This window comes from Arthrobacter glycogeni (genome assembly GCF_054510815.1).
The window spans coordinates 130,610-152,432 of record NZ_JBTNDV010000005.1 but is presented as its reverse complement, the minus strand read 5'-3'; the positions used below and the strand labels follow the sequence as shown (position 1 = coordinate 152,432).

The 21,823-nt window shown below is 64.0% G+C and carries 19 protein-coding genes, 1 tRNA gene and 1 pseudogene; 13 read left to right on the top strand and 8 right to left on the bottom strand.

Going from position 1 to position 21,823, the window contains the following annotated elements:
- Window positions 1-142: 142 nt before the first annotated feature.
- On the top strand, window positions 143-667 hold the full coding sequence (locus ACX80G_RS07450) for a hypothetical protein (RefSeq protein WP_459306877.1): 525 nt from the start codon (window positions 143-145) through the stop codon (window positions 665-667).
- Between the two features lie 216 nt (window positions 668-883).
- Here the strand turns inward: ACX80G_RS07450 and ACX80G_RS07445 are convergent, their stop codons facing one another.
- Window positions 884-1,075 (bottom strand): helix-turn-helix domain-containing protein, encoded by a 192-nt coding sequence (locus ACX80G_RS07445; protein ID WP_459306875.1) that lies wholly within the window; start codon window positions 1,073-1,075, stop codon window positions 884-886.
- On the opposite strand from ACX80G_RS07445, the gene ACX80G_RS07440 reads away from it, so the two are divergent.
- A complete protein-coding gene (locus tag ACX80G_RS07440) occupies window positions 1,074-1,469 on the top strand; it encodes a helix-turn-helix domain-containing protein (RefSeq protein WP_459307028.1) in 396 nt (131 codons plus the stop codon). The two genes, ACX80G_RS07445 and ACX80G_RS07440, sit on opposite strands and share 2 nt — an antisense overlap.
- Here ACX80G_RS07440 and ACX80G_RS07435 read toward each other — a convergent pair.
- The 3 genes from ACX80G_RS07435 to ACX80G_RS07425 form a co-directional block, all read right to left on the bottom strand.
- Window positions 1,431-1,503: transfer RNA gene (locus tag ACX80G_RS07435), tRNA-Lys, on the bottom strand. The two genes, ACX80G_RS07440 and ACX80G_RS07435, sit on opposite strands and share 39 nt — an antisense overlap.
- Window positions 1,504-1,593: 90 nt before the next feature.
- Window positions 1,594-2,742: a PQQ-dependent sugar dehydrogenase gene (locus ACX80G_RS07430; protein ID WP_459306873.1), complete on the bottom strand. Its 1,149-nt coding sequence runs from the start codon at window positions 2,740-2,742 to the stop codon at window positions 1,594-1,596.
- Window positions 2,743-2,748: 6 nt separating this feature from the next.
- Window positions 2,749-2,922 carry a hypothetical protein gene (locus ACX80G_RS07425; RefSeq protein ID WP_459306871.1) on the bottom strand — a complete coding sequence of 58 codons (174 nt, stop codon included), beginning with the start codon at window positions 2,920-2,922 and terminating at the stop codon, window positions 2,749-2,751.
- A gap of 116 nt (window positions 2,923-3,038) precedes the next feature.
- Between ACX80G_RS07425 and ACX80G_RS07420 the strand changes: the two genes are divergently transcribed.
- Complete coding sequence (locus tag ACX80G_RS07420; RefSeq protein ID WP_459306869.1) at window positions 3,039-3,989, top strand: 2-hydroxyacid dehydrogenase; 951 nt, start codon at window positions 3,039-3,041, stop codon at window positions 3,987-3,989.
- 15 nt (window positions 3,990-4,004) lie between these two features.
- On the opposite strand, the gene ACX80G_RS07415 is transcribed toward ACX80G_RS07420, so the two are convergent.
- Window positions 4,005-4,496, bottom strand: a complete 492-nt coding sequence (locus ACX80G_RS07415) for a hypothetical protein (protein WP_459306868.1) — start codon at window positions 4,494-4,496, stop codon at window positions 4,005-4,007.
- Window positions 4,497-4,690: 194 nt separating this feature from the next.
- On the opposite strand from ACX80G_RS07415, the gene ilvD reads away from it, so the two are divergent.
- The 9 genes and pseudogenes from ilvD (at window position 4,691) to serA (ending at window position 16,176) form a co-directional block, all read left to right on the top strand.
- Window positions 4,691-6,394 (top strand): dihydroxy-acid dehydratase, encoded by a 1,704-nt coding sequence (ilvD, locus tag ACX80G_RS07410; protein ID WP_459306867.1) that lies wholly within the window; start codon window positions 4,691-4,693, stop codon window positions 6,392-6,394.
- Window positions 6,395-6,520: 126 nt separating this feature from the next.
- Window positions 6,521-6,634, top strand: a pseudogene (locus tag ACX80G_RS07405) (ROK family protein); the annotation flags it as partial.
- Window positions 6,635-7,123: 489 nt separating this feature from the next.
- Window positions 7,124-8,521, top strand: a complete 1,398-nt coding sequence (locus ACX80G_RS07400) for an HNH endonuclease (RefSeq protein ID WP_459306866.1) — start codon at window positions 7,124-7,126, stop codon at window positions 8,519-8,521.
- A 292-nt stretch (window positions 8,522-8,813) separates the two neighbouring features.
- The gene (locus ACX80G_RS07395; RefSeq protein ID WP_459306865.1) at window positions 8,814-9,497 is read left to right on the top strand and encodes a DUF6318 family protein; all 684 of its coding nucleotides are present in this window, start codon (window positions 8,814-8,816) and stop codon (window positions 9,495-9,497) included.
- A complete protein-coding gene (locus ACX80G_RS07390; RefSeq protein WP_459306864.1) occupies window positions 9,498-10,454 on the top strand; it encodes a hypothetical protein in 957 nt (318 codons plus the stop codon).
- Window positions 10,455-10,888: 434 nt separating this feature from the next.
- Complete coding sequence (locus ACX80G_RS07385) at window positions 10,889-12,769, top strand: acetolactate synthase large subunit (RefSeq protein WP_459306862.1); 1,881 nt, start codon at window positions 10,889-10,891, stop codon at window positions 12,767-12,769.
- A gap of 1 nt (window position 12,770) precedes the next feature.
- Entirely contained in the window at window positions 12,771-13,283 is a 513-nt protein-coding gene (gene ilvN, locus ACX80G_RS07380) for an acetolactate synthase small subunit (RefSeq protein ID WP_459306860.1), read from the top strand.
- Between the two features lie 68 nt (window positions 13,284-13,351).
- Window positions 13,352-14,377, top strand: coding sequence for a ketol-acid reductoisomerase (gene ilvC / locus ACX80G_RS07375; RefSeq protein WP_459306858.1), 1,026 nt, complete (start codon window positions 13,352-13,354; stop codon window positions 14,375-14,377).
- A gap of 206 nt (window positions 14,378-14,583) precedes the next feature.
- On the top strand, window positions 14,584-16,176 hold the full coding sequence (serA, locus tag ACX80G_RS07370; protein WP_459306857.1) for a phosphoglycerate dehydrogenase: 1,593 nt from the start codon (window positions 14,584-14,586) through the stop codon (window positions 16,174-16,176).
- Here serA and ACX80G_RS07365 read toward each other — a convergent pair.
- Window positions 16,173-16,925: a DNA alkylation repair protein gene (locus ACX80G_RS07365; protein ID WP_459306855.1), complete on the bottom strand. Its 753-nt coding sequence runs from the start codon at window positions 16,923-16,925 to the stop codon at window positions 16,173-16,175. The genes serA and ACX80G_RS07365 overlap by 4 nt on opposite strands.
- A gap of 72 nt (window positions 16,926-16,997) precedes the next feature.
- Between ACX80G_RS07365 and metG the strand changes: the two genes are divergently transcribed.
- Entirely contained in the window at window positions 16,998-18,569 is a 1,572-nt protein-coding gene (metG, locus tag ACX80G_RS07360) for a methionine--tRNA ligase (RefSeq protein WP_459306854.1), read from the top strand.
- A 75-nt stretch (window positions 18,570-18,644) separates the two neighbouring features.
- Here metG and ACX80G_RS07355 read toward each other — a convergent pair whose 3' ends face one another.
- Together ACX80G_RS07355 and ACX80G_RS07350 are read right to left on the bottom strand one after the other, a co-directional pair.
- The gene (locus tag ACX80G_RS07355; RefSeq protein WP_459306852.1) at window positions 18,645-19,178 is read right to left on the bottom strand and encodes a hypothetical protein; all 534 of its coding nucleotides are present in this window, start codon (window positions 19,176-19,178) and stop codon (window positions 18,645-18,647) included.
- Between the two features lie 122 nt (window positions 19,179-19,300).
- Window positions 19,301-21,820, bottom strand: coding sequence for an ABC transporter permease (locus ACX80G_RS07350; RefSeq protein WP_459306850.1), 2,520 nt, complete (start codon window positions 21,818-21,820; stop codon window positions 19,301-19,303).
- Window positions 21,821-21,823: the final 3 nt, after the last annotated feature.

The window sequence follows — 21,823 nt, the reverse complement described above, 5'->3', positions numbered from 1 at the left end:
ACTGATCAGGATCAAAAGTCACGGCTGGGTCCGGTTCAACCCAATGTTTTCTGCCCGTGTGCTCTGGTTTCTGGCGGGAGCACCTTCACGAAAACGCCATCACGCGGTCTACAGGCAGGCAACACCGCCTACGATTAGCCGAATGGATGAAATAGGTACGTTGGCGCTCGTTGTGTCCGTGATAGCACTCGGCGTTTCGGGGTGGAGCGCGTTGCGGGAGCATGGAAGAGATAGGGCCGATGTGGTTCTGCTGTATTCCGAGGATCGGCAGGAGGTGAAGATCGTCAATAACGGGCCGAAGGCGGCGACGCGAGTGGCGCTGCTGATGATGGAAGAGAAACGTCTGGTAGGCCTACCGATGCGGATACCTTCGCTAGAGAGCGGGGCCGAACAGGTCAATGGTGCGCCGACGACGGAGAGGTTCACTTGCTATCTGTCCTGGCGGGATGGTGGCTGGAATGAGTATCGGCAGGAAATCCCAATTCACCCTGGTGAAGCTGGCTGGCAAGGAACTGGCTATTCTGAGCTGCTTCGGCAGATTCGTCCCGGGGTGAAGGTGAGCACGATACGGGCGGGGCTGAAACGTAAGACGTTCCTCCGCAGGCGTGGGCGCTGGGAGTACATAGCACCTGATATTTGGCAGACAGATCCACCTGACCGGAAATAAGGGCTTGCTCGATGTAGTCCCATGCTGCTGGGAACCCGCCAGCCTGGGGGTTGTTCCGCAAGGCGACAAGTTGATTCGTCTCTGAATCGAGCGAAACGGTCGCTACGTAATCAAACCCGCAGAATTTCACATACACGTCGCGTGTCCGTCTCCACGCAAGCACTTCAGCTTCGGTAATCACAGGCAACGTGCGCCGCTTCGCCCAAGAACGCGAGATCACTCGGGGCCGGCCTTACGAGAATCCGCAAGAGCGTCAACAGCGGCAGGCTCAAACAGGAAGTCGCCGCGATAGCCTGGAAGGCGTTTGGCTGGCAGTCTGCCGTCGTTCGCCATCCGATTAACCGTTCGGGGGGACGTTGAGAGCCTACGGGCCGCTTCGCGGGTGTCAATCAAGCCTAATTGCTGCATGAGCGTCAGTTTGTCGTCTATGCGACAAAAAGTCAAAAGCCAAAACTATTGGCGTGGCGGCCGTTGGTGTCGTATCTTGGACAGTATGACGATCCAGACAACACGATCAATAGGCGCTAGGCCGGACTGGGACCTAACCGACAAGCTGCGTAAGGCTAGGGAGCACGCGGGTATGGAGCAGGGCCAGTTGGCCGAAGCTCTCGGCGTCTCAGGGCGCACGATAGGCCGCTATGAGCAGGGCGCACCGGTCAAGAGGGCTACCCTAATCGCGTGGTCGATGGCTACTGGCGTAGCCCTAGATTGGCTGATGAACGAAGAAAGCCCCTCACCTGATGGTGCGAGGCTTTCTAGTGGGTGCACCCCTCGGGACTTGAACCCGAAACCCTCTGATTAAGAGTCAGATGCTCTGCCAATTGAGCTAGAGGTGCGTGTTGATTGGGCCCATTGGGCCAACCGCAACAGCATGAAACTCTACCAGCACATCGGCTGAAACCCGAAATTGATTCTCCACGCCGTGGTTAGTCCACGCCGACCGACAGCACCCGGGACTGGGCCCCCTCATTCGTGGCAATCCACAGTGTGCCACCGGCGCCTTCGATCACGTCGCGCAATCGCCCATGCTCGCCGCCGAAATGGTTGACCGGCGTTCCGGCCGTTCCGGACGCGAGCGGCACCTGCCAGAGCCGTTCGCCGCGCAGACTACCGATGTAGGCAACGTCGTCGACGATCGCCATCCCGCTGGGGGAGGAGGTAGCTGTCGACGGCCAGACCACCTGGGCGTCGATGAACCCGTCAGTCCCGGGAGCGCCCGTCACGGCGGGCCAGCCGTAATTCCCACCGGGTTCAATGAGGTTTAGCTCGTCGTCGACCTCGGGGCCAAATTCGCTCGCCCACAGCCGGTCGGCGGAGTCCCAGGCAAGGCCCTGCACATTGCGGTGTCCGAGGCTGTAGATCGGTGAACCCTCCACCGGGTTGCCGGGGGCTGGATTGCCGTCGGCAGTGATGCGAAGGATCTTTCCGCCCAGGCTTGCTGGGTTCTGGGCCGAGGCGTCCTGCCCGGCATCGCCGGTGCCAACATACAAGTATCCGTCGGGGCCGAACTTGATCCGTCCGCCGTTGTGGATATTGGCCTTCGGAAGACCGGTCAACACCTCCTGGGGCTCACCCAGTCCGCCCTCGCCATAGGCGACGCCGACCACCCGGTTATCATCCGGTCCGGTGAAGTAGACGAACAGTCGCGGATCGGTGTCGAAGTCTGGTCCGATCGCCAGCCCGAGTAGCCCGCCCTCGCCCGCCGCGGCAATCTCCCGGCCAAGGGTGCCGATGGTGGTGGTAGATCCGTCCACGATCCGTTTGATCTCTCCGGATTCCCGTTCAGTGACCAGCAGCGACCCGTCGGGCAGCGCAGCCAACCCCCAGGGCACACTGAGATCTGCGGCGACAGTCTTTGCGGGGGAGAGGGCAGGCAAGGGGGACGTGGTCGACGGCGCCGGACTGGCCGACGTCGGGCCGCTCGCGGAAGATGATTCCCCCGCCGGGGTGGCCGACGTCGGGGCTCCGCCAACGATCGGTGCTGGCTCAAGGGCTGTGCACGCGCTGACGCCCACGAGCATCACGAGCAGCGGGACGCTCAGCACGCATGTGAAGAGATGTCGGTTTGTCAGCACGATGGCTCACTCCTTGATTTGGCGACCCCGCGGGTCTGGGCCTTCCCCTAGCGCGGGAGTCGACCTCGGCCCAGCATCGTCCGCGACCTGGCTGCGGGAATCGAGAGGTGCGCGGGAGCGGAACCACCAGACGGCGCCAACGACGACGACGATCAGCAGCACCCAGAGCAGTGCATCCATGACACGTCTCCTCCTCATGATGCGGAAAACCCGGACACGTTCGACGTTACGGCCACGTTTCGCGGGTGTCCACCGCCGGGCGGGTGCTCATTCGGCGAGAGACTAGGGTGGGGCGAATGGACAAGATCACCACCGTGTCGGTGCCCAGCGTGGAAATGCTCGATGCCCTGCGGCCAGGTCCCGCGGGGATTTCGCTGGTCGTGTGGGACTTCGACCAAGGGCCGGTGGGGGTGGAGTTGGCTGACATTGACGCCGCGGTTCTGCCGTATATGTCGTCACCCGATCAGTTCGGTCACGCGGTGCGGAGCGCACCCAGCCTGCTGCTCGTGCAGACCCAGACCACCGGCTACGAGGGCATCCCCGAACTGGTTGGCGACGACGTCGCTGTCGCCAGTGCAGCGGGGGTCCACGCTGCGGCGACCGCCGAGCTTGCGATCGGCCTGGCCATTGCCTCGCTCCGGGGCATCGACGACGCGGTCCGCAACCAGACCCTCGGGCAGTGGAAACCCGCGCGCTACCCGGGGCTCGCCGATCGGAGGGTGCTGCTCGTCGGGGTGGGAGGAATCGGCGTCGAGATTGCTCGCCGTCTCGACCCCTTCGAGGTGGAACTTACCCGGGTGGGCCGTTCTGCCCGCGACGACGAGCGGGGGCACGTTCACGGCACCGATGAACTCGTGGCGCTCGCCGAACAGGCTGAGGTGCTGATTGTCATCACCCCGCTGAGCGATTCCACCCGTGGCCTGATCAACGCCGAGGTGCTGGCGGCGATGCCCGACGGCGCACTGGTGGTCAACGTTGCCCGCGGCGCAGTGGTCGATAGTGAGGCTTTGACAGCGGAGGTGGTCTCCGGTCGGCTCTCGGCGGCCGTTGACGTCTTCGATCCGGAACCTGTTCCGGAGGGGCACCCGCTGTGGTTAGCTAGTGGGGCTTTAATCACACCGCATAGCGGAGGTAACACCGGGGCCTTCTGGCCACGCATGATCAAACTGCTGAAGCACCAACTGGACTGCTTTGCCACCGGCAAGGAACCGGAAAACCTGGTACAGCGGGGGTCGCTGTACAGCTGATCTTGCTGGCAATCATCAGCCCATCGCGATGAATGTGGTCATGAACGCGCTGAAGTCCTCGTGGTCGTCCCGTTGATCGATCATGAGGCGGGAGTGTGGGCCCGAGCTGAATCGGGCCTCAGGGTGGACGCCGAACCTGAAGGTCCGCCCCGTACTGGTGCCGACCTCGAAGTGACCGCCGGCGAGGCGGCGGGCATGCGACAGGTTGGTCATGTTGATCTCGACCGGTACCCCCGCGCTGGCCAGCGTCTGTGCATCGACGGGAGCAATCATGATCTCGGTCGGCTTCCACCGGTAGCCCACCACGTAATATTTCGGGGTGACCACACGGGCGCCGTCGGGATCCCGGTGGTGATAGCGTTCGTTGGCCGCGAAGACCAGGTTGTAGTCGCCATAGTTGGGGATCTGCGAGTCAAAAATCTTCCGCAGGCTGTCCTTGAGCTGGTCGCTATCGGGGGTCCGGTCGGGCGGTTGCGGGAGGGCAGGGTCCGATGGAGGCGTCGACATAGTGCCAAGTTTACGTGCCACGGATCCCAGCTTGATGGTCCAGCATGAGGGTGGCGAGTCCCCGCGGGGCCGGCGACCGCATAACCGGGGAGCGGCCGACGTCGGGCAGGAACCGTGCGCAGCCGCCCGCCGATCCCGTAACAGGCCGGTCATATGGAATTGAAGTGAAAGCGCATACGCCTAGACTTTGACCCATGAGCGTGGAAAATACCCCAGATATCAAGCCGCGAAGCCGGGCCGTCACCGATGGATTTGAACGGGCTCCGGCCCGCGGAATGCTCCGGGCGATCGGGATGGGCGATGACGATTTCGCCAAGCCGCAGGTCGGCGTCGCGAGCTCGTGGAACGAAATCACGCCGTGCAACCTGTCCTTGAACCGGCTGGCTCAGAGCGCCAAGGAAGGCGTGCATGCTGCTGGCGGGTTCCCGATGCAGTTCGGGACCATCTCCGTTTCCGACGGCATTTCGATGGGCCATTCCGGTATGCATTTCTCGCTGGTGTCGCGTGAAGTGATCGCCGATTCGGTGGAGACCGTCATGGAGGCCGAGCGGATCGACGGGTCGGTGCTGCTGGCGGGCTGCGACAAGTCGCTGCCGGGGATGCTGATGGCCGCGGCCCGGCTCAACCTGGCAAGCGTCTTTTTGTACGGTGGGTCGATCATGCCGGGCTGGGTGAAGCTCGAAGACGGCACCGAGCGGGAAGTCACCCTCATCGACGCTTTCGAAGCCGTGGGCGCCTGCGCCGCCGGCAAGATGAGCGAAGAGGATCTCACCCGCATCGAAAAGGCAGTCTGTCCCGGTGAAGGCGCCTGCGGTGGCATGTACACCGCCAACACCATGGCGTGCATCGGTGAGGCGTTGGGCATGTCGCTTCCGGGCTCGGCGGCGCCGCCGTCGGCCGACCGGCGTCGGGATGAGTTTGCCCGCAAATCGGGGCAGGCAGTGGTCAACCTGCTGCGCCTCGGGATCACCGCCCGCGACATCATGACCCGCAAGGCGTTCGAGAACGCCATTGCCGTCACCATGGCCTTCGGCGGGTCGACCAACGCCGTGCTGCACCTGCTGGCGATTGCCCGCGAAGCCGAGGTCGAGCTCACCCTTGACGACTTCAACCGGATCGGAGACCGGATTCCTCACCTCGGCGACCTGAAGCCGTTCGGCCGCTACGTGATGACCGACGTTGACAAGGTGGGAGGCGTCCCGGTCATCATGCGTGCGCTGCTCGACGCCGGGCTGTTGCACGGCGACGTCATGACCGTGACCGGGAAGACCCTCGCCGAGAACCTGGCGGCCATCAATCCGCCCGACCTCGACGGCAAGATCCTCCGCGCGCTCGACAACCCGATCCACGCCAGTGGCGGGATCACGATCGTGAAGGGGTCGCTCGCCCCGGACGGTGCGGTCGTCAAGACCGCGGGATTCGACGCCGAGGTCTTCGAAGGAACGGCCCGCGTGTTCGAGCGGGAGCAGGGCGCGTTGAAGGCGCTTGCCGACGGCGAAGTGAAGGCTGGCGACGTCGTCGTGATCCGCTACGAGGGCCCCAAGGGCGGTCCGGGGATGCGGGAAATGCTGGCGATCACAGGTGCAATAAAGGGCGCAGGTCTGGGCAGGGATGTGCTGCTGCTGACCGACGGCCGGTTCTCCGGCGGCACCACCGGGCTGTGCATTGGACATGTCGCGCCGGAAGCCGTCGACGGCGGGCCCATCGCCTTTGTGAAGGATGGCGACCGGATCCGCGTCGACATCCCGAACAAGACCTTTGACCTGCTGGTGGACGAAGCCGAACTGGAGAGCCGGAAGGTGGGCTGGGAGCCGCTGCCGGCGATCTACACCAAGGGTGTGCTGGCCAAGTACGCGAAGCTGGTGCACTCGGCATCCGAGGGCGCCTACTGCGGCTAGCCCGGGGGCCCGCCGCGCCTGTTGCGCCGCGGTGTTGCTGTCGCGCTGCGGGGTTGCTGTTGCGCTGCGAGTGCGGCGTCGCGCTGCGAGTGCGACAGGCTCGACCCTTGCCGCTGAATCGTGTTGAACCTGACCGGTCGCGGATTCCGGCCCTCGACCGGATGGAATCCGCGGGCCCTGGGGCCGTTTGCCGGGTGGGTCTGTGCGGCGGATCTGTCGCGGTTGAGTCCGGTTTGGTAGCGCCAAAAATAGCCGAGTCCCCACGTGAGGCAGACCTAGTAGCCTGCCTCAAGGTCCGAGCGGCGGGAGTGCATTTGGGTCCTTCGGTGGCCGGTTTTTTGGTCTGGAAAATACTTCAGAAAGTTTTTCTGTGTACCTGGGTTGGGCCCTAATAATGTCGGTGGCGGGTGATGGAATGGGGGTATGAAAAGCAGTAGAGCTTCTGCTACCGGATCGGGGTTCCGTCCCGGGTCCGGTCCGGATTCCGGCTCCACGGGTGGGCCCGCGGATATGTCCGCGGGGGCTTCCACGGGCGGTCCCGCGGGGGCTTTCGGTGGGGCTTCGGGTGGGGGTCTGGGTGGGTATGGTCTGGGTGGTCCGTTGAGTGTGGCCGCCGTGTGGACGGCACCTGTGATGAAGGCGCCGGAGCCCCGGCCGAAAAGGGATCTCACTGATTCTCAGACTGACTTTCTGAATTTCTTCCGGGTGGGGTCTGATCCGGATGTGCGGGTGCGTTCCAGTGATGGCCCGCCGGCGTTGACGGGTCGGCTCGGGTTGGTCGCGGTCGCTGGCCTGGACTCTAATCAGGCACTGGATGCGTTGAAGGACGTCGGTGAGGCGAGGTCCTGGTTGGATGCGCAGGAAGCGAAGCTCGCCACCCGGGTCCTGGATCTTCAGGCCGAGCGGAGCCGTGCTGGTCGCGGAGAATGGGGTTTCGAACAAACCCTCGCCGCGAGTGAGATTGGCGCCGCCCTGCACTTACCGGAGCGGACCGCTGGGTTCTTAGTCGACCATAGTGTGCTGCTTACCCGGCATTGCCCAGCGACGTTGAACGCGTTGGAGGATGGCAGGCTCTCGCGCCGGCATGCGTGGGCGGTCGCCGAGGAGACCAGCAGTAAGCCCCGCACCGCGACCGACGAGTTTGCCGCCGACTACGAGAGCAGACTTATCACGCTGGCGGGCCGGACCACGGTGACGAAGTTCTGCCGTCAGGCCGGGCGGTTACGGGAGGCGCTGCACCCCGAATCGATTAGCACCCGGCACCAGAAAGCGGTCAGGGAACGCGGAGTTCTCCTCAACCCGGCCTATGACGGGATGGCCTGGCTCGCAGCGTATTTGCCCGTCGAGGATGCCGCGGGAATCTACCACCGGGTGGACACTGCTGCCCGGAATTTGCAGGGCCCCGACGAACCCCGCACGTTGACCCAGTTACGCGCCGATGTCCTCGTGGATGTCCTTACCGGCGCCGGCCCGGGATCCGTTGGTGAGACCAACCCTGAGAGGGCTACCGGTGATTCTCTTACCGGCTCACGGGCCGGGTCACAGGCCGAAGCACCCGGTGAAGGCAACCAGTCCGGGGAGGGCAACCAGTCGCGGGACAGCGACTCGTTTTGGGGTGTGCAGGCGAAGGTTTTCGTGACGGTCCCGGTGTTGACCCTCATGGGTGGGGATGCGCCGGGTGAGTTGGAAGGGTACGGGCCAATCGACCCGGACACTGCCCGCAGGCTCGCCGGGCACGCGCCGTCGTTTACGAGGATCCTCACCCACCCCTTCACGGGGGCCAGGTTGGGTGCTGATGCGACCACGTACCGGGTGCCCAAAGACCTCCAAGATGCTGTGAGAGTCAGAGACGGGACGTGCCGGCATCCGGGGTGTAACCGGTTGGCGGTGTTCTGCGAACTCGACCACACGATCCCCTGGTCCCGGGGCGGGAGGACCAGTTACTCAAATCTGGCAGCGCTCTGTAAACGTCACCACATGTTCAAAACGGAGGGTTTCTGGCAGTACACCCAACCCGAACCAGGGACGATCATCGCGATCTCCCCCGCCGGGGAAACCTACACCACCAAACCCAACCCACCACCCACACCACCACCACCGCGACCAGAAACCCCACCACCGTTCTAGGATGAAGTGCTTCTTGATGGCCCTGATCGTTCGTGTCTGCGGCTGAACGGTGAGGTAGGGCGGGTTCGTGACCGTTGAACCAGCCTATTCCCACTTTTCCACCCTTTCGGGGGCCGTGGCGGGGTGTGAGGGTGTGAGGTGGGTGGCGGTAGCCGGGTCTAGGATCCGGCAGGGTCCTGCGGGATCAAAGTGATCAATATTGGGTTGTGGATAACTGGTTGCAAAACTTTGGATTCGGTTATTCTGGTGTTTTCGATTGCTTCGACTTGCCCCGTTGTTCCAGGGAGTCATCATGCCACAGCCTCGCAGCACGTATCGTTCGCGGAGTTCGACCGCCGCGTTGGCCATTGTTTTCGGCCTTCTTGTTGCCGGTTGTGACGGTGATGCCGGGCCTCCTGGCCCGCCGAGTCCCGGGACGTCGACGCCGGCTGCCACGTCCTCGGTCCCCGCGGGCACCCCCACACCGTCTGAGCCCGCGACGTCTGGGCCCGCGACGCCTGAGCCGACGGCTGCTTCATCAGACGGCCCCGCCGCGAACATCCCCTTACCGGAGAAACCTGCCCTGGCGGATAAAAACACTGTTGAAGGATTGGAAGCGTTTACCGAGTACTGGTTCGACCTTCTCAACTATGCGTACGCCACGAATGATTGGGCACCACTCGAAGCAGTGACCGATTCTGGATGCGAAACTTGTATGGCGATAAAGGGAGAAGTGCAGCGAGTCTACGGCGATGGTAGCTGGCTCAAAGGTGCGGAGATTGACGTGATGAGCTTCTCCAGCGAGTTCGCGCTTAACACGTCGGGGTCGATTAGCTCGTTTGTGCAGAAGCGACAAAGTGAAGTCACCTACTTCGATTCCGACGGAAGTGAATTGAGCCGTGATCCCATGACAGAGCCGGTGTTCGACGTGGTGATTGCTCTTCACGAGAGTGATCGCTGGTTGATGCTTGACTATGGAAAGCCCGAGGGAACCTAAATGAGCTGCTCGTCAAGCCGGGTTTTGGCCGCCAGCCTGTTGGTATTGATCCTGGTTGGCGGAACATTGGCGTTTCCCGCGTTTAGCGCGGAAGACGAATCTGAATATGGTGTCCAGGTCGATGAGAATTCGTTTGCGGCTTCTGGAGTGACAAAGTCGGGTGCAGACGGTCGAGAGGCCGCGAAGAGCGGTTCGCCCCTCGGCTCGGTTGAGCCCGCTGTTCTGCCGTCGGATGATGGGGTTGATTATACGTATGAGCGGGTGTGTACGGCGGGGTTGCAGGATTTTATGGATCCGGCGTATTGCGTGGAGTTGAATGCTCAGTGTGCTGCGCGTGGGGGTGGGGTGTTGGTGCAGTGGATTGAGGTGAATCGGAATGCGAGTCCGCCGACTCGGACGGCGACGGGCCGGAGTGGGTGTTTGTATCCTGATGAGCCTTTGGTGGCTCCGACGGTTGGGGCGTTGGTGGTGGCTCCGGTGGTGATTTCGTTGGTTGAGTTTGAGAGTCAGCCGATTGTTGCTGCTGGGGTGTTTTCGCAGCCGGATCATTTCGGGGTGCGTAATGCTCACAGCAATGTGTATGCGGTGGCGGGGGAGCAGGAGTTCACGTTTGTGTTTCGGGACGCGCAGATCCGGTTGAGGGCGTGGCCGGTGTCGTATGAGTGGTCTTATGGTGATGGGTCGGATCTGGTGACTACTGATCCGGGGTCGGCTCTTCCTGGTGATGGGTTCAACGTTCAGACGTCGACGAGTCATGTGTATGTGGAGACGGGGGATTATCCGGTGGGGTTGGATACTTTGTTCGCTGGGGATTATTCGGTCGATGGTGGGTCGTGGTTGCCGGTCGCGGGGTTGGCCAGGGTTTCCTCGGAGCCGCATGTGATGAGTATTTGGCGTAGCGAACGGCACAGTGTCGCGCAGACGTGTCTGGAAAACCCTGCCGGGATCGGCTGCTGACCGCCGACGACCGCTGACAATAGCAATCCGCCCAGAAGTCAGCTGAGGTGGATTGGCGGCGTTCCGGCCCGCCGTATCCTACGGCTCGGCGAAGCACGGTTCGGCGACGCACGTCTCGGCGAAGGCCGGGTGGAAGTGGTCCGCACACCGAACCAGTTAGTGTCCACTAACTGGACGACGCGTCCACATAGTGAGACGCGAGACCTGCCCGTTTGACACCCCCCAAAGGGTGAGTGGAAACTACAGATATGCAGTTCGAACCCGTAGTAGTCCTCCTTGCCAAGCGCGTGGCCTAAAGCCCGACTGGTAGTACTACGTCACGCGCAACCCCTCACGGAGCCAACAAGGCTGAGGGGTTTTTTTGTTCCCACCGGACGCAAAGCGCACGACACCCGAAGTACGCAAGCAGTATCGATTCATCAAGGAAGTCACCAATGTCCAAGGGATCGCCCTCCAGCCCCTCGCTGATGGCCAAACCAACCGCTCCGGCGCGCAACCAGCCCCGCGACGCAGTGCAGGCCGTCCAGCCCACTGCGGTCCGAGGCTCCAACACCGTTGTTCCACCCACTGAGATGCTTGGATCCGCAGCGATCGTGCGCTCACTCGAGGAACTCGGTGTCGACGACATCTTCGGCCTTCCCGGTGGTGCCATCCTTCCAACCTACGATCCACTGCTGGCCTCCAAAAAGCTCCGGCACATCCTGGTGCGCCACGAGCAGGGTGCTGGGCACGCGGCTCAGGGCTACGCGATGGTCACCGGCCGGCCGGGTGTCTGCATCGTCACGTCCGGCCCGGGCGCCACCAACCTGGTCACCGCCATCGCCGACGCCCACATGGACTCGGTCCCGATGGTGATCATCACCGGCCAGGTCAACAGCGCGGTGATCGGATCCGATGCCTTCCAGGAGGCGGACATCGTGGGGATCACCATGCCCATCACCAAGCACTCCTACCTGGTCACCAAGGCCGCAGACATCCCGCGGATCATCGCCGAGGCTTTCCACATCGCGTCGACCGGCCGTCCCGGCCCGGTTCTCGTGGACATCTCCAAGGACGCCCAGCAGGCGACGACGACGTTCTCCTGGCCACCCAGGATCGACCTGCCCGGTTACCGCACTGTGGTCCGCGGGCACTCGAAGCAGGTCCGCGAAGCGGCCCGACTGATCGGTGAATCCCAGCGCCCCGTGTTCTACGTAGGCGGTGGAGTCATCAAGGCCCACGGGGCGGCTGAACTGCTGGAACTGGCCGAGCTCGTCGGTGCCCCGGTGGTCACCACCCTGATGGCCCGCGGTGTCTTTCCCGATTCACACCCGCAGCACGTCGGCATGCCCGGCATGCACGGCTCCGTGTCGGCGGTGACGGCTCTGCAGCAGTCGGATCTGCTCATCACCCTGGGCGCCCGGTTCGACGACCGCGTCACCGGCGTGCTCTCCACCTTCGCGCCCGGCGCCAAGGTGATCCACGCTGACATTGACCCGGCCGAGATCTCCAAAAACCGGACGGCGGACGTGCCCATCGTCGGATCGGTCAAGGAGATCATGCCCGAACTCACCATCGCCCTCCGCGAGCAGTTCGCCGCCACCGGTGCGCCGGACATCGAGGCATGGTGGACCATGATCAACCGGCTTCGCGAAACCTATCCGATGGGCTACACCCAGCCCGACGACGGCCTTTCGGCACCGCAGCACGTGATCAAGCGCATCGGCGAAATGACCGGGCCCGAAGGGGTCTACGCTGCCGGAGTGGGCCAACACCAGATGTGGGCCGCCCAGTTCATCAAGTACGAGCGCCCTCACGCCTGGCTGAACTCCGGTGGCCTCGGCACCATGGGGTATGCGGTTCCCGCCGCCATGGGCGCCAAGGTGGGCAACCCGGATCGCGTGGTCTGGGCGATCGACGGTGACGGCTGCTTCCAGATGACCAACCAGGAACTCGCCACCTGCGTCATCAACAACATCCCCATCAAGGTCGCCATCATCAACAACTCCTCACTGGGGATGGTCCGCCAGTGGCAGACCCTGTTCTACGAGGGCCGATATTCCAACACGGATCTGAATACCGGACACGACACCGCCCGGGTGCCCGACTTCGTGAAGCTCGCTGACGCGTACGGATGTGTGGGCCTCCGTTGCGAACGGGACGAGGATATCGATGCCACGATCGCCCAGGCGTTGGAGATCAACGATCGCCCAGTCGTCATCGACTTCGTAGTCAGCCGCGACTCGATGGTGTGGCCGATGGTCCCGTCAGGAGTCAGCAATGACCTCATCCAGATTGCCCGCGACATGACCCCGGACTGGGAGCAGGAGGACTAACATGGCTCGTCACACGCTTTCCGTTCTGGTGGAGGACGTCCCCGGCGTCCTGACCCGCGTCGCCAGCCTTTTTGCGCGCCGCGCGTTCAACATCAACTCTTTGGCCGTCGGCCCCACCGAGGTCCAGGGCATGTCCCGGATCACCGTGGTGGTTGAAGCCGAGGGTGACCTGCTGGAGCAGGTCACCAAGCAACTGAACAAACTCATCAACGTGATCAAGATTGTTGAGTTGCTTCCCGAATCCTCTGTGCAGCGAGACCACATCCTGGTCAAGGTGCGGGCAGACGCTGCAACACGGCTGCAGGTAACCCAGGCAGCCGACCTGTTCAGGGCCTCGGTGGTGGATGTCTCAACGGACGCCCTGATCATCGAAGCCACCGGCACCGCCGAAAAGCTCACAGCACTCCTGTCAGTGCTTGAGCCGTTCGGGATTCGCGAAATCGTTCAGTCAGGAACCCTGGCCGTTGGCCGCGGAGCCAAATCCATGAGCGATAGAGCTCTCCGCAGCGCCTAAAACACGCCGCCGGTTTCACCCCAAGACCACAAGCTGGACTCCAGCACCAAAACACAGGAGAAAATCAAGTGACTGAGTTGTTCTACGACGACGATGCAGACCTTTCAATCATCCAGGGCCGTACCGTGGCCGTCATCGGCTACGGCAGCCAGGGTCACGCTCACGCGTTGAGCCTCCGCGACTCCGGCGTCGACGTCCGCGTGGGCCTCAAGGAAGGCTCGAAGTCACGTGCCAAGGCTGAGGCCGAGGGCCTGCGCGTCCTCAGCGTTGCCGACGCCACCGCCGAAGCTGACCTCATCATGGTGCTCACACCGGACCAGGTGCAGCGCCACGTCTACGCCGAGGACATCGCCCCCAACCTCCAGGCTGGCGACGCCCTGTTCTTCGGTCACGGCTTCAACATCCGCTACGGCTACATCAAGGCACCTGCCGACGTCGACGTCGCACTGGTTGCACCCAAGGGCCCCGGCCACATTGTGCGCCGCGAGTTTGAGGCAGGCCGAGGCGTCCCCGACCTGATCGCCGTCGAGCAGAACCCGTCGGGCAAGGCCCGTGAACTCGCGCTGTCCTACGCCAAGGCCATCGGCGGTACCCGCGCCGGAGTCATTGAGACCACTTTCACCGAGGAGACCGAAACCGATCTTTTCGGGGAGCAGGCTGTCCTCTGTGGTGGCGCATCGCAGCTCATCCAGTACGGTTTCGAAACCCTGACCGAGGCTGGCTATAAGCCGGAGGTTGCCTACTTTGAGGTACTGCACGAGCTGAAGCTGATCGTCGATCTGATGGTTGAGGGTGGGATCGCCAAGCAGCGCTGGAGCGTTTCCGATACTGCTGAGTACGGCGATTACGTCTCCGGGCCCCGCGTCATCGACCCCTCAGTGAAGGAGAACATGAAGGCGGTCCTCGCTGACATCCAGAACGGTGCCTTCGCCAAGCGTTTCATCGACGACCAGGACAACGGCGGCAAGGAATTCGCGGAGCTGCGTAAGAAGGGTGAGGACCACCCCATCGAGACCACAGGCCGCGAATTGCGGAAGCTCTTTTCCTGGATCAAGACCAACGACGATTACAACGAGGGCTCAGTAGCCCGCTAACAAAACGGCAACAAAGCGGCACGACAGGACTCGGCCAGGACGCTCCGGCGTCCTGGCCGAGTGCTGTAACGGCAGGAGCGGTGACGGCAAGGCGGGCCAACGAGCCGCCGAGTCACAAAGCGGACCCAAATGAGACGCCCATTTAGACTTGCCACACCGCTTCACATTCACCAACTCATACAGCACAGCAGCGAAGGATCACCCCCGTGACCAGTAAACCCGTCGTTCTCCTCGCCGAAGAACTGTCGCCAGCCACTGTAGAGGCACTCGGCCCTGACTTCGAGATCCGGCAAATCGACGGGTCAGATCGCGCCCAGCTGCTTGCAGCGATTGTCGACGCCGACGCCATCCTCGTGCGCTCGGCCACCCAGGTGGACGCCGAAGCCATCGCCGCGGCACCGAATCTGAAGGTGATCGCCCGCGCTGGCGTGGGCCTCGACAACGTGGATATCAAAGCCGCCACCCAGGCAGGCGTCATGGTGGTCAACGCGCCCACCTCCAACATCATCTCTGCCGCCGAACTGACCGTCGGCCACATTCTCAGCCTCGCCCGCCACATCCCGCAGGCCAGCGCCGCACTCAAGGGCGGCGAGTGGAAGCGTTCCAGGTACTCGGGTATCGAACTGTACGAGAAGAAGGTCGGCATCATCGGCCTCGGCCGCATCGGCGCCCTCGTGGCGGCGCGCCTGCAGGGCTTCGACACCGAAATCCTCGCCTACGACCCGTACATCACGTCGGCCCGCGCCGCCCAGCTCGGCGTCCAGCTGGTCACCCTGGACGAGCTCCTCGAACAGTCCGATTTCATCACCATCCACATGCCGAAAACCCCCGAGACCCTCGGGATGCTCGGCGAGGCCGCCTTCAAGAAGATGAAGTCCTCGGCCTACGTGGTCAACGTGGCCCGCGGCGGTCTCGTGGACGAGGCAGCCTTGTTCACCGCGCTGCAGGCGAACGAGATCGCCGGCGCCGGCGTCGACGTTTTCGTCACCGAGCCCAGCACCGATCTGCCGTTCTTCACGCTCGACAACGTGGTGGTCACCCCGCACCTCGGCGCGTCCACTGACGAAGCGCAGGAAAAGGCGGGCGTTTCGGTTGCCAAGTCGGTGCGGCTCGCCCTCGCCGGGGAACTGGTGCCCGACGCCGTCAACGTCGCTGGCGGCGTGATCGCACCGGAGGTGCGCCCAGGTATCCCGTTGATCGAAAAGTTGGGCCGGATCTTCACCGCGCTGACCCACGATTCGCTCACCCAGATCGAGGTCGAGGTCGCCGGCGAAATCGCCTCCCTGGATGTGAAGGCACTGGAGCTTGCGGCCCTCAAGGGAGTCTTCACCGACATCGTCTCCGAGCAGGTCTCTTACGTGAACGCGCCGGTCCTCGCCGAGCAGCGCGGCATCATTACCCGCCTGGTCACCACCCCGGAATCGGAGGAGTACCGCAACGTGCTCACCATCCGCGGTGCGCTCTCCGACGGCTCGCAGATTTCGGTGGCCGGGACCCTGACCGGCCCCAAACAAATCGAGAAGCTGGTCGGCGTCAACGGCTACGACCTTGAGATCCCGATCAGTGAACATCTGCTGGTGCTCCTCTACCAGGATCGGCCCGGTGTGATCGGCACCCTCGGCCGGTTGCTGGGTGAGAAGGACATCAACATCGCAGGCATGCAGGTGGCCCGTAACACCGAGGGTGGCCAGGCACTGTCGCTCCTTACCGTGGATAGCTCGGTGCCGCAGGACGTGCTCGACGCCCTCAAGGAAGCGATCGGCGCCACCGTGGCCCGCGAAGTGGACCTGCAGAGCTAGGTTTTGAAATGTTTCAGGGCCTCTCGCCGCGACAGCGGTGAGAGGCCCTTTTCCTTGTGCTGCACAAACGCCACCACCCAGTCGGCGTTCGTCTTGGCGTACTCCCTCAGCGCCCAACCAATCGCCTTGCGGATGAAGAACTCTCTGCCGTAGCGACTGTCGGAGAGGTTCGTCCCGACGACGTCGGCCAGCAGTTGTGGATCGGTTGCAGCCTTGCTGGAGAGCTGGCACAGGATCGCCGTCCGGCGCACCCACAGGTGGTCGTCGCGGGCCCACGCCTGCATCAGCGGTGCGACGGTCTGCGGCGATTCCCGCAGGATCGGTCCCACACCGTGGCTGGCAATCACATCGACAAAGTCCCACCAGGCGCCCGTCTCCACCAGCTGCCGATACAGCGCCAGCGTCTGCTCGTCCTGATACCTGCCATACAGGCGGTCGGTCATGAGCGCGACCGCGGCGTATCGTTCCTCGCGAAAGGCGGCCCCGTCCCACAGTTGGCGGACCGCCCACTCCCACTGCGTCCGGTTAGCGAGCGGGTGCTCAGCGAACACCGACCGGCAGATGAGGTGGAGCGGCCGGGACGACACCCCCAGACAGGGCATCGCCGACTTCATGTAGGCCTGCATCCGGGGCGCCCTCGCCGGATCGGCCACCGCCCGGAGCCGGTCGCGCACGGCAGCGACCAGGTGCCTCGCTTCAGCGACCGCGGCAGGGGAGCCGTCGTCGTCGTGCTCCATCTCAGGGACCATGGCAGGGACGTTACCAGCGGGCCGCCCGGTCACGAAGCGACAACCGGGCCGAAAACAGGGTAATTTCTTTAGGTGACATCCACAGAGCAGCTGCCCCCGTATTACCTCACCACGGCGATCTCCTACCCCAACGGGATCCCGCACATCGGTCACGCCTACGAGGCGATCGCCACCGATGCGTTGGCCAGGTTCAAGCGCCTCGACGGCCATGACGTGATGTTCCTGACCGGTACCGATGAGCACGGCCTGAAGATGCAGCAGACCGCCGACCGGGAGGGCATTCCCGTCCGCGACCTGGCCACCCGCAACGCGCAGGCGTTTCAGGCCATGAACGACGACGTCGGCAGCTCCTACAACCGCTTCATCCGCACCACCGACGCGGACCACTACGAGGCTGCCGCCGCGATCTGGAAGCTGATGGAAGCCCGGGGAGACATTTACCTGGACAAATACGTCGGCTGGTACTCGGTGCGGGACGAGGCGTTCCACAACGAGGACGACACCGAGGTGCGCGACGACGGCGTGCGGTACGCCACCGAAACAGACACCGAGGTGACCTGGACCGAGGAGGAAAGCTACTTCTTCCGCCTGTCCGCCTACCAGGATAAACTCCTCGCGCTCTACTTCGACCAGCCCGAATTTGGGGCACCCCAGTCGCGGTTCAACGAGGTCATCAGCTTCGTCAAGCGCGGGCTGGAGGATTTGTCCATCAGCCGTACCACCTTCGACTGGGGCGTCCCCGTCCCCGGCAACAAGGACCACGTCATGTACGTGTGGGTGGATGCGCTCACCAATTACCTCACCGGCGTCGGCTTCCCTGACACCGAGTCGGAGCGCTTCAAAAAGTACTGGCCGGCGGACGTCCACGTCATCGGCAAGGACATTTCGCGCTTCCACGCCATCTATTGGCCGGCGTTCCTGATGTCCGCCGGGCTTGAGCTGCCCAAGCGGATCATGATTCACGGGTTCCTGTTCAACAAGGGCGTCAAGATGTCCAAGTCACTGGGCAACACGATCGCGCCGAAGGACTGGGTAAACCAGTACGGGCTCGACCAGGTGCGGTTCTTCCTGCTGCGTGAAGTGCCTTTCGGCGCCGACGGGTCCTACAGCCACGAGGCAATCGTCGGCCGGATGAACTCCGATCTGGCGAACAACCTCGGCAACCTCGCCCAGCGGTCGCTGTCGATGGTGGCCAAGAATTGCGACGCGCAGGTACCCGCCCCGTCGTCGTTGGCGCCAGCCGACGAGGAGATCCTGGCTCAGGCCAGCGGACTCCTCGAGGCGTCCCGCGCCGCGTTCGACCGGCAGGAATTCTCCCGCGCGCTCGAACTGACCTGGGGGGTGCTGGGCGACACCAACGCCTACTTCGCCGACCAGCAGCCCTGGGTGCTGCGCAAGACCGACCCCGAGCGGATGAACACAGTGCTGTACGTGACGCTCGAGGTGCTGCGAATCGTCTCGATCCTCGCGCAGCCGGTGATGCCCGACGGCGCCGCGCGGCTGCTGACCGCGCTGGGGCAGGGGACCGGGCCCAACGACGTCGCCCGCCAGTTCGTTGCGATCGCCACGCCGCTGGTGCCGGGCACGGCGCTCCCAGCGCCGTCCCCAATTTTCCCGAAGTACGAGGAGCCAGCGGAGGCCTAACCCCTTTCCGCCGAGACGTCAGATCTGGCGACTCAAAGCCTGTCTGAGTCGCCAGATCTCGCTGTTCGCGGCAGGTTAGTGGTCGCCGGTGAGGAACCGCTCGTGAGCCGTGACCCGCATGATGTGCGCCAGCTGTTGCTGCTGGGTGCGGGCCCGCTCGGTCAAGCGACGAAGTTGTTCGGCGTCCAGCGCGGTTGACCCGGTCTCGGTAAGGGCCTGAAGGGTTTCCCACATGCATTCCTTGCCCCGGACGGCGCTCTGGAGTGCTTCGAGCTCCAGTTGCGCACCGCTGCCCTTGTCCGAGCGGCGCAGGTTCAGGGGATTGATTCTGGTCAACTGCGCGCCAACCTGGGCGATGACCATCTTGACCTTACTCGGCGTGTAGCCGAGGGAACTCACGATCTGCGCCAGTTCCTCCCGGTCAGCTGAGATTTCCTTCACCAGCGAGGCGAAGGTCTGCTCGTGCTCGGTGCCCTCCCAGGATCCTTTGGCGGTGGCGAACAGCTTGACTCCCGACGCCGCGGCTACTAGATGGTCATCAAGGTAGGCCGATAGCCTGCTCGAGTCCGCCGGGTTCGAGTTGCTGCGGGGAGTTGAGGACTGATCCATGGTCTGACCTTTCGAGCGGAACCTGCGAAACGTAAAATCTTATCTTCGCAGGTTTCCTTCGGGGAGGTGCCCGGAGATTCCCCCGGGCACGTCCCAGGACATCCGGCGGGCTATCCGCTCGCCTAGACCGTTGCGAGCCCGTCCACCGGCGACAGCCGTGCGGCTCTGCGGGCGGGCAGCACCGACGCCAGCAGTGCCGCCAGCACGGCGACGGCAAGAACACCCCCCAGCTGCGCCCAGGGGACCGACGGCGTGACGGGGGCGATTGACCCGAGGGCCGATTGGGTGCCCAGCCATCCGTACATCACCCCGAGCAGACACCCGAAGGTTGCCGCCACCCCTGCGACGAGGACTGCCTCGACGGCCAGCATCCCGCGCAGCTGCGCCCGGGTGAGTCCCAGCGCCCGCAGCAGGGACGATTCACGGGTACGTTCGAGCACGGACAGGGACAGCGTGTTGGCGACACCGATCAGCGCGATCAGCACCGCCACGGCCAGTAGCGCGGTCACCACCAGCAGCAGCACGTCGATGATCTCGTTGAAGGACACCCGCTCCAACGCAGCGCCATTAACCTGGTACTCGGAGACGCCGAGTGCCTCAACAATGTCCGACCGAAGCCCGGTCACCCCACCCGCGTCCAGCGAGTCGTCGAGCTTGAGCCAGAGCACGCTGGTCTCGTCGCCCAGCGATTCCACCCCGGGCAGCTGCCCGTCGCCTAGCCGCTTGGCGGTGGCCTCGGTGATCGAGGGGAGGAAATCGCGTGACTGCACTTCCTGCACCGGCAGCGTGACCGGACCGTCGGAGCCCTGCAGGGTGACCTCGGTGAGCGCCGAGTCCTGTGCCATGAAAACGACGCCGTCCGCGAGCTCCACTTCATCGTTGCGGAGCACCAATTCCGCCTCCTCCGGAGCAAACCCGTAGACGGGTGTCTCGCCGGCAGCCTTATCGGTGACAGCCGCCACGGATAGCGTCATCACCGAGTCAACGCCGGCCAGCCGATCGAGGGTGTCAGCAGCGGTGGCGGCATTGTCGATGTCGCCAATGCCTTGAACTGCGAGGTCCACCGGATAGTTGGCGCCCAGTTCGCCCTCAAGCGCCGAACGGGAGGTTTGCGCTCCGGCCATCATCATGGTCACCAGGGTCACCCCGACCAGCAGGGCGCTGGCAGTAGCCGTGGTGCGGGCGGGGTTGCGGACTGCGTTGATGGCGGCGAGCCGGCCGGGCACCCCCAGCGGGGCGGCCAGCTTCCCGACGGCGGTGACCAAGGCCGGCAGGAACAGGGAAGCGCACAGCAGTATCCCGACAAAGGAGAACACTCCACCCGGCAAGGCGATCAGCAGGTTCGCCGCCGCGGCGCCTACCCCCAGCAGACCGAAACCCAGGAGCACCAACACTCCTCCTACCATCAGCCGTGCCTTCCCCTTGCGGGTGGCGGTAGTGGCGTCGTCGGCCGGGCGCAGCGCCTCGAGCGGTGCAACGGCCGTCGCCGCACGCGCTGGTATGAACGCCGCTATCAGGGTCATCACCACACCCACGCCGAGGCCCACCAGCACTGACGACGGCGGGACGGCCAGGGTGGCAAACCCGGTACCCTCCTGGGCTGCTGCCACGCTCACCAGGGCAAACATGACCCCGGCGGCCAGCACGACACCGAGCGTCGAGGACACCAGCCCCACCACCGCAGCTTCGATCAGCACCGAGCTGCGGATCTGCCGCCGAGACGCCCCGATGCACCGCAGCAGCGCAAGATCCCGTGTCCGTTGCGCCACGAGCACCGAGAAGGTATTTGAGATCACCAGCCCGGTGACCAGGACGGCGACGACGGCGAACGCCAGCAGGATGATCGTCAAGTGGTCGGTTCCGCCGGACAACGCAGCCACATCTTCGGTGACCTGCTCGGCGCTGGTGCGTATCTCCGCCGTGACCCCGGCGGTGGTCAGTGCCGCGTTGGCATCGGTCCGGACGGTCGATGGATCGGCCGAGCCGTCGAGGGCGAGCTGGGCGGAGGTGGCCTGGGGTGGAGCGTCGCCGGGGGACGGAACACTGAGGGATTGCACCAGATCCGGCGTCGCGTACACGTGCGGCAGGCCGGAAAGGTACGGGTCGGCGGAATTTTCGGTGATCCCTGTGAGCGTCACGGCAACGGTCAGGGGAGCGGCTGCCTCGCCGTCCAGGGAGTAGAGGGACTGAGCCAGCGAATAGGTGTCGCCTACCGTCAAGTCCAGCTTGGACGCCGAGGACTGGTCAATACTGATTTCCGTCCCGTCGGTGGGCAGGCTGCCCTCCACGAGGGTCGACGTCTGAAGCTCCGCGGGAGCCGTGCTCAGCACAAACACATCGGCTGGACCCGAGGGGAGATCAAGTGCAGCGATGGTCCGTTGCTGGGCGTGGACCGCTGAGACCCCGTCGACGCCGTCCAGCAGCTGTTCGGTGTCCGACGCCGGCAGTCCGGCGTCGGACATGGTGATCACCAGGTCAGCCTTCGCGTAGGTTGCGCCGACGCTTTCCTGGAGGCTTGCCTGGGTGGTGCCCGAGACCATGAGGGTGGCGGCGAGGAAACCGACGCCGAGCATCACTGCCAGCCCCACCGCAACAAATCGCCGGGCATGAAGGCGCAGCTGGGCGAGTGCAACCTGCAGCACGAG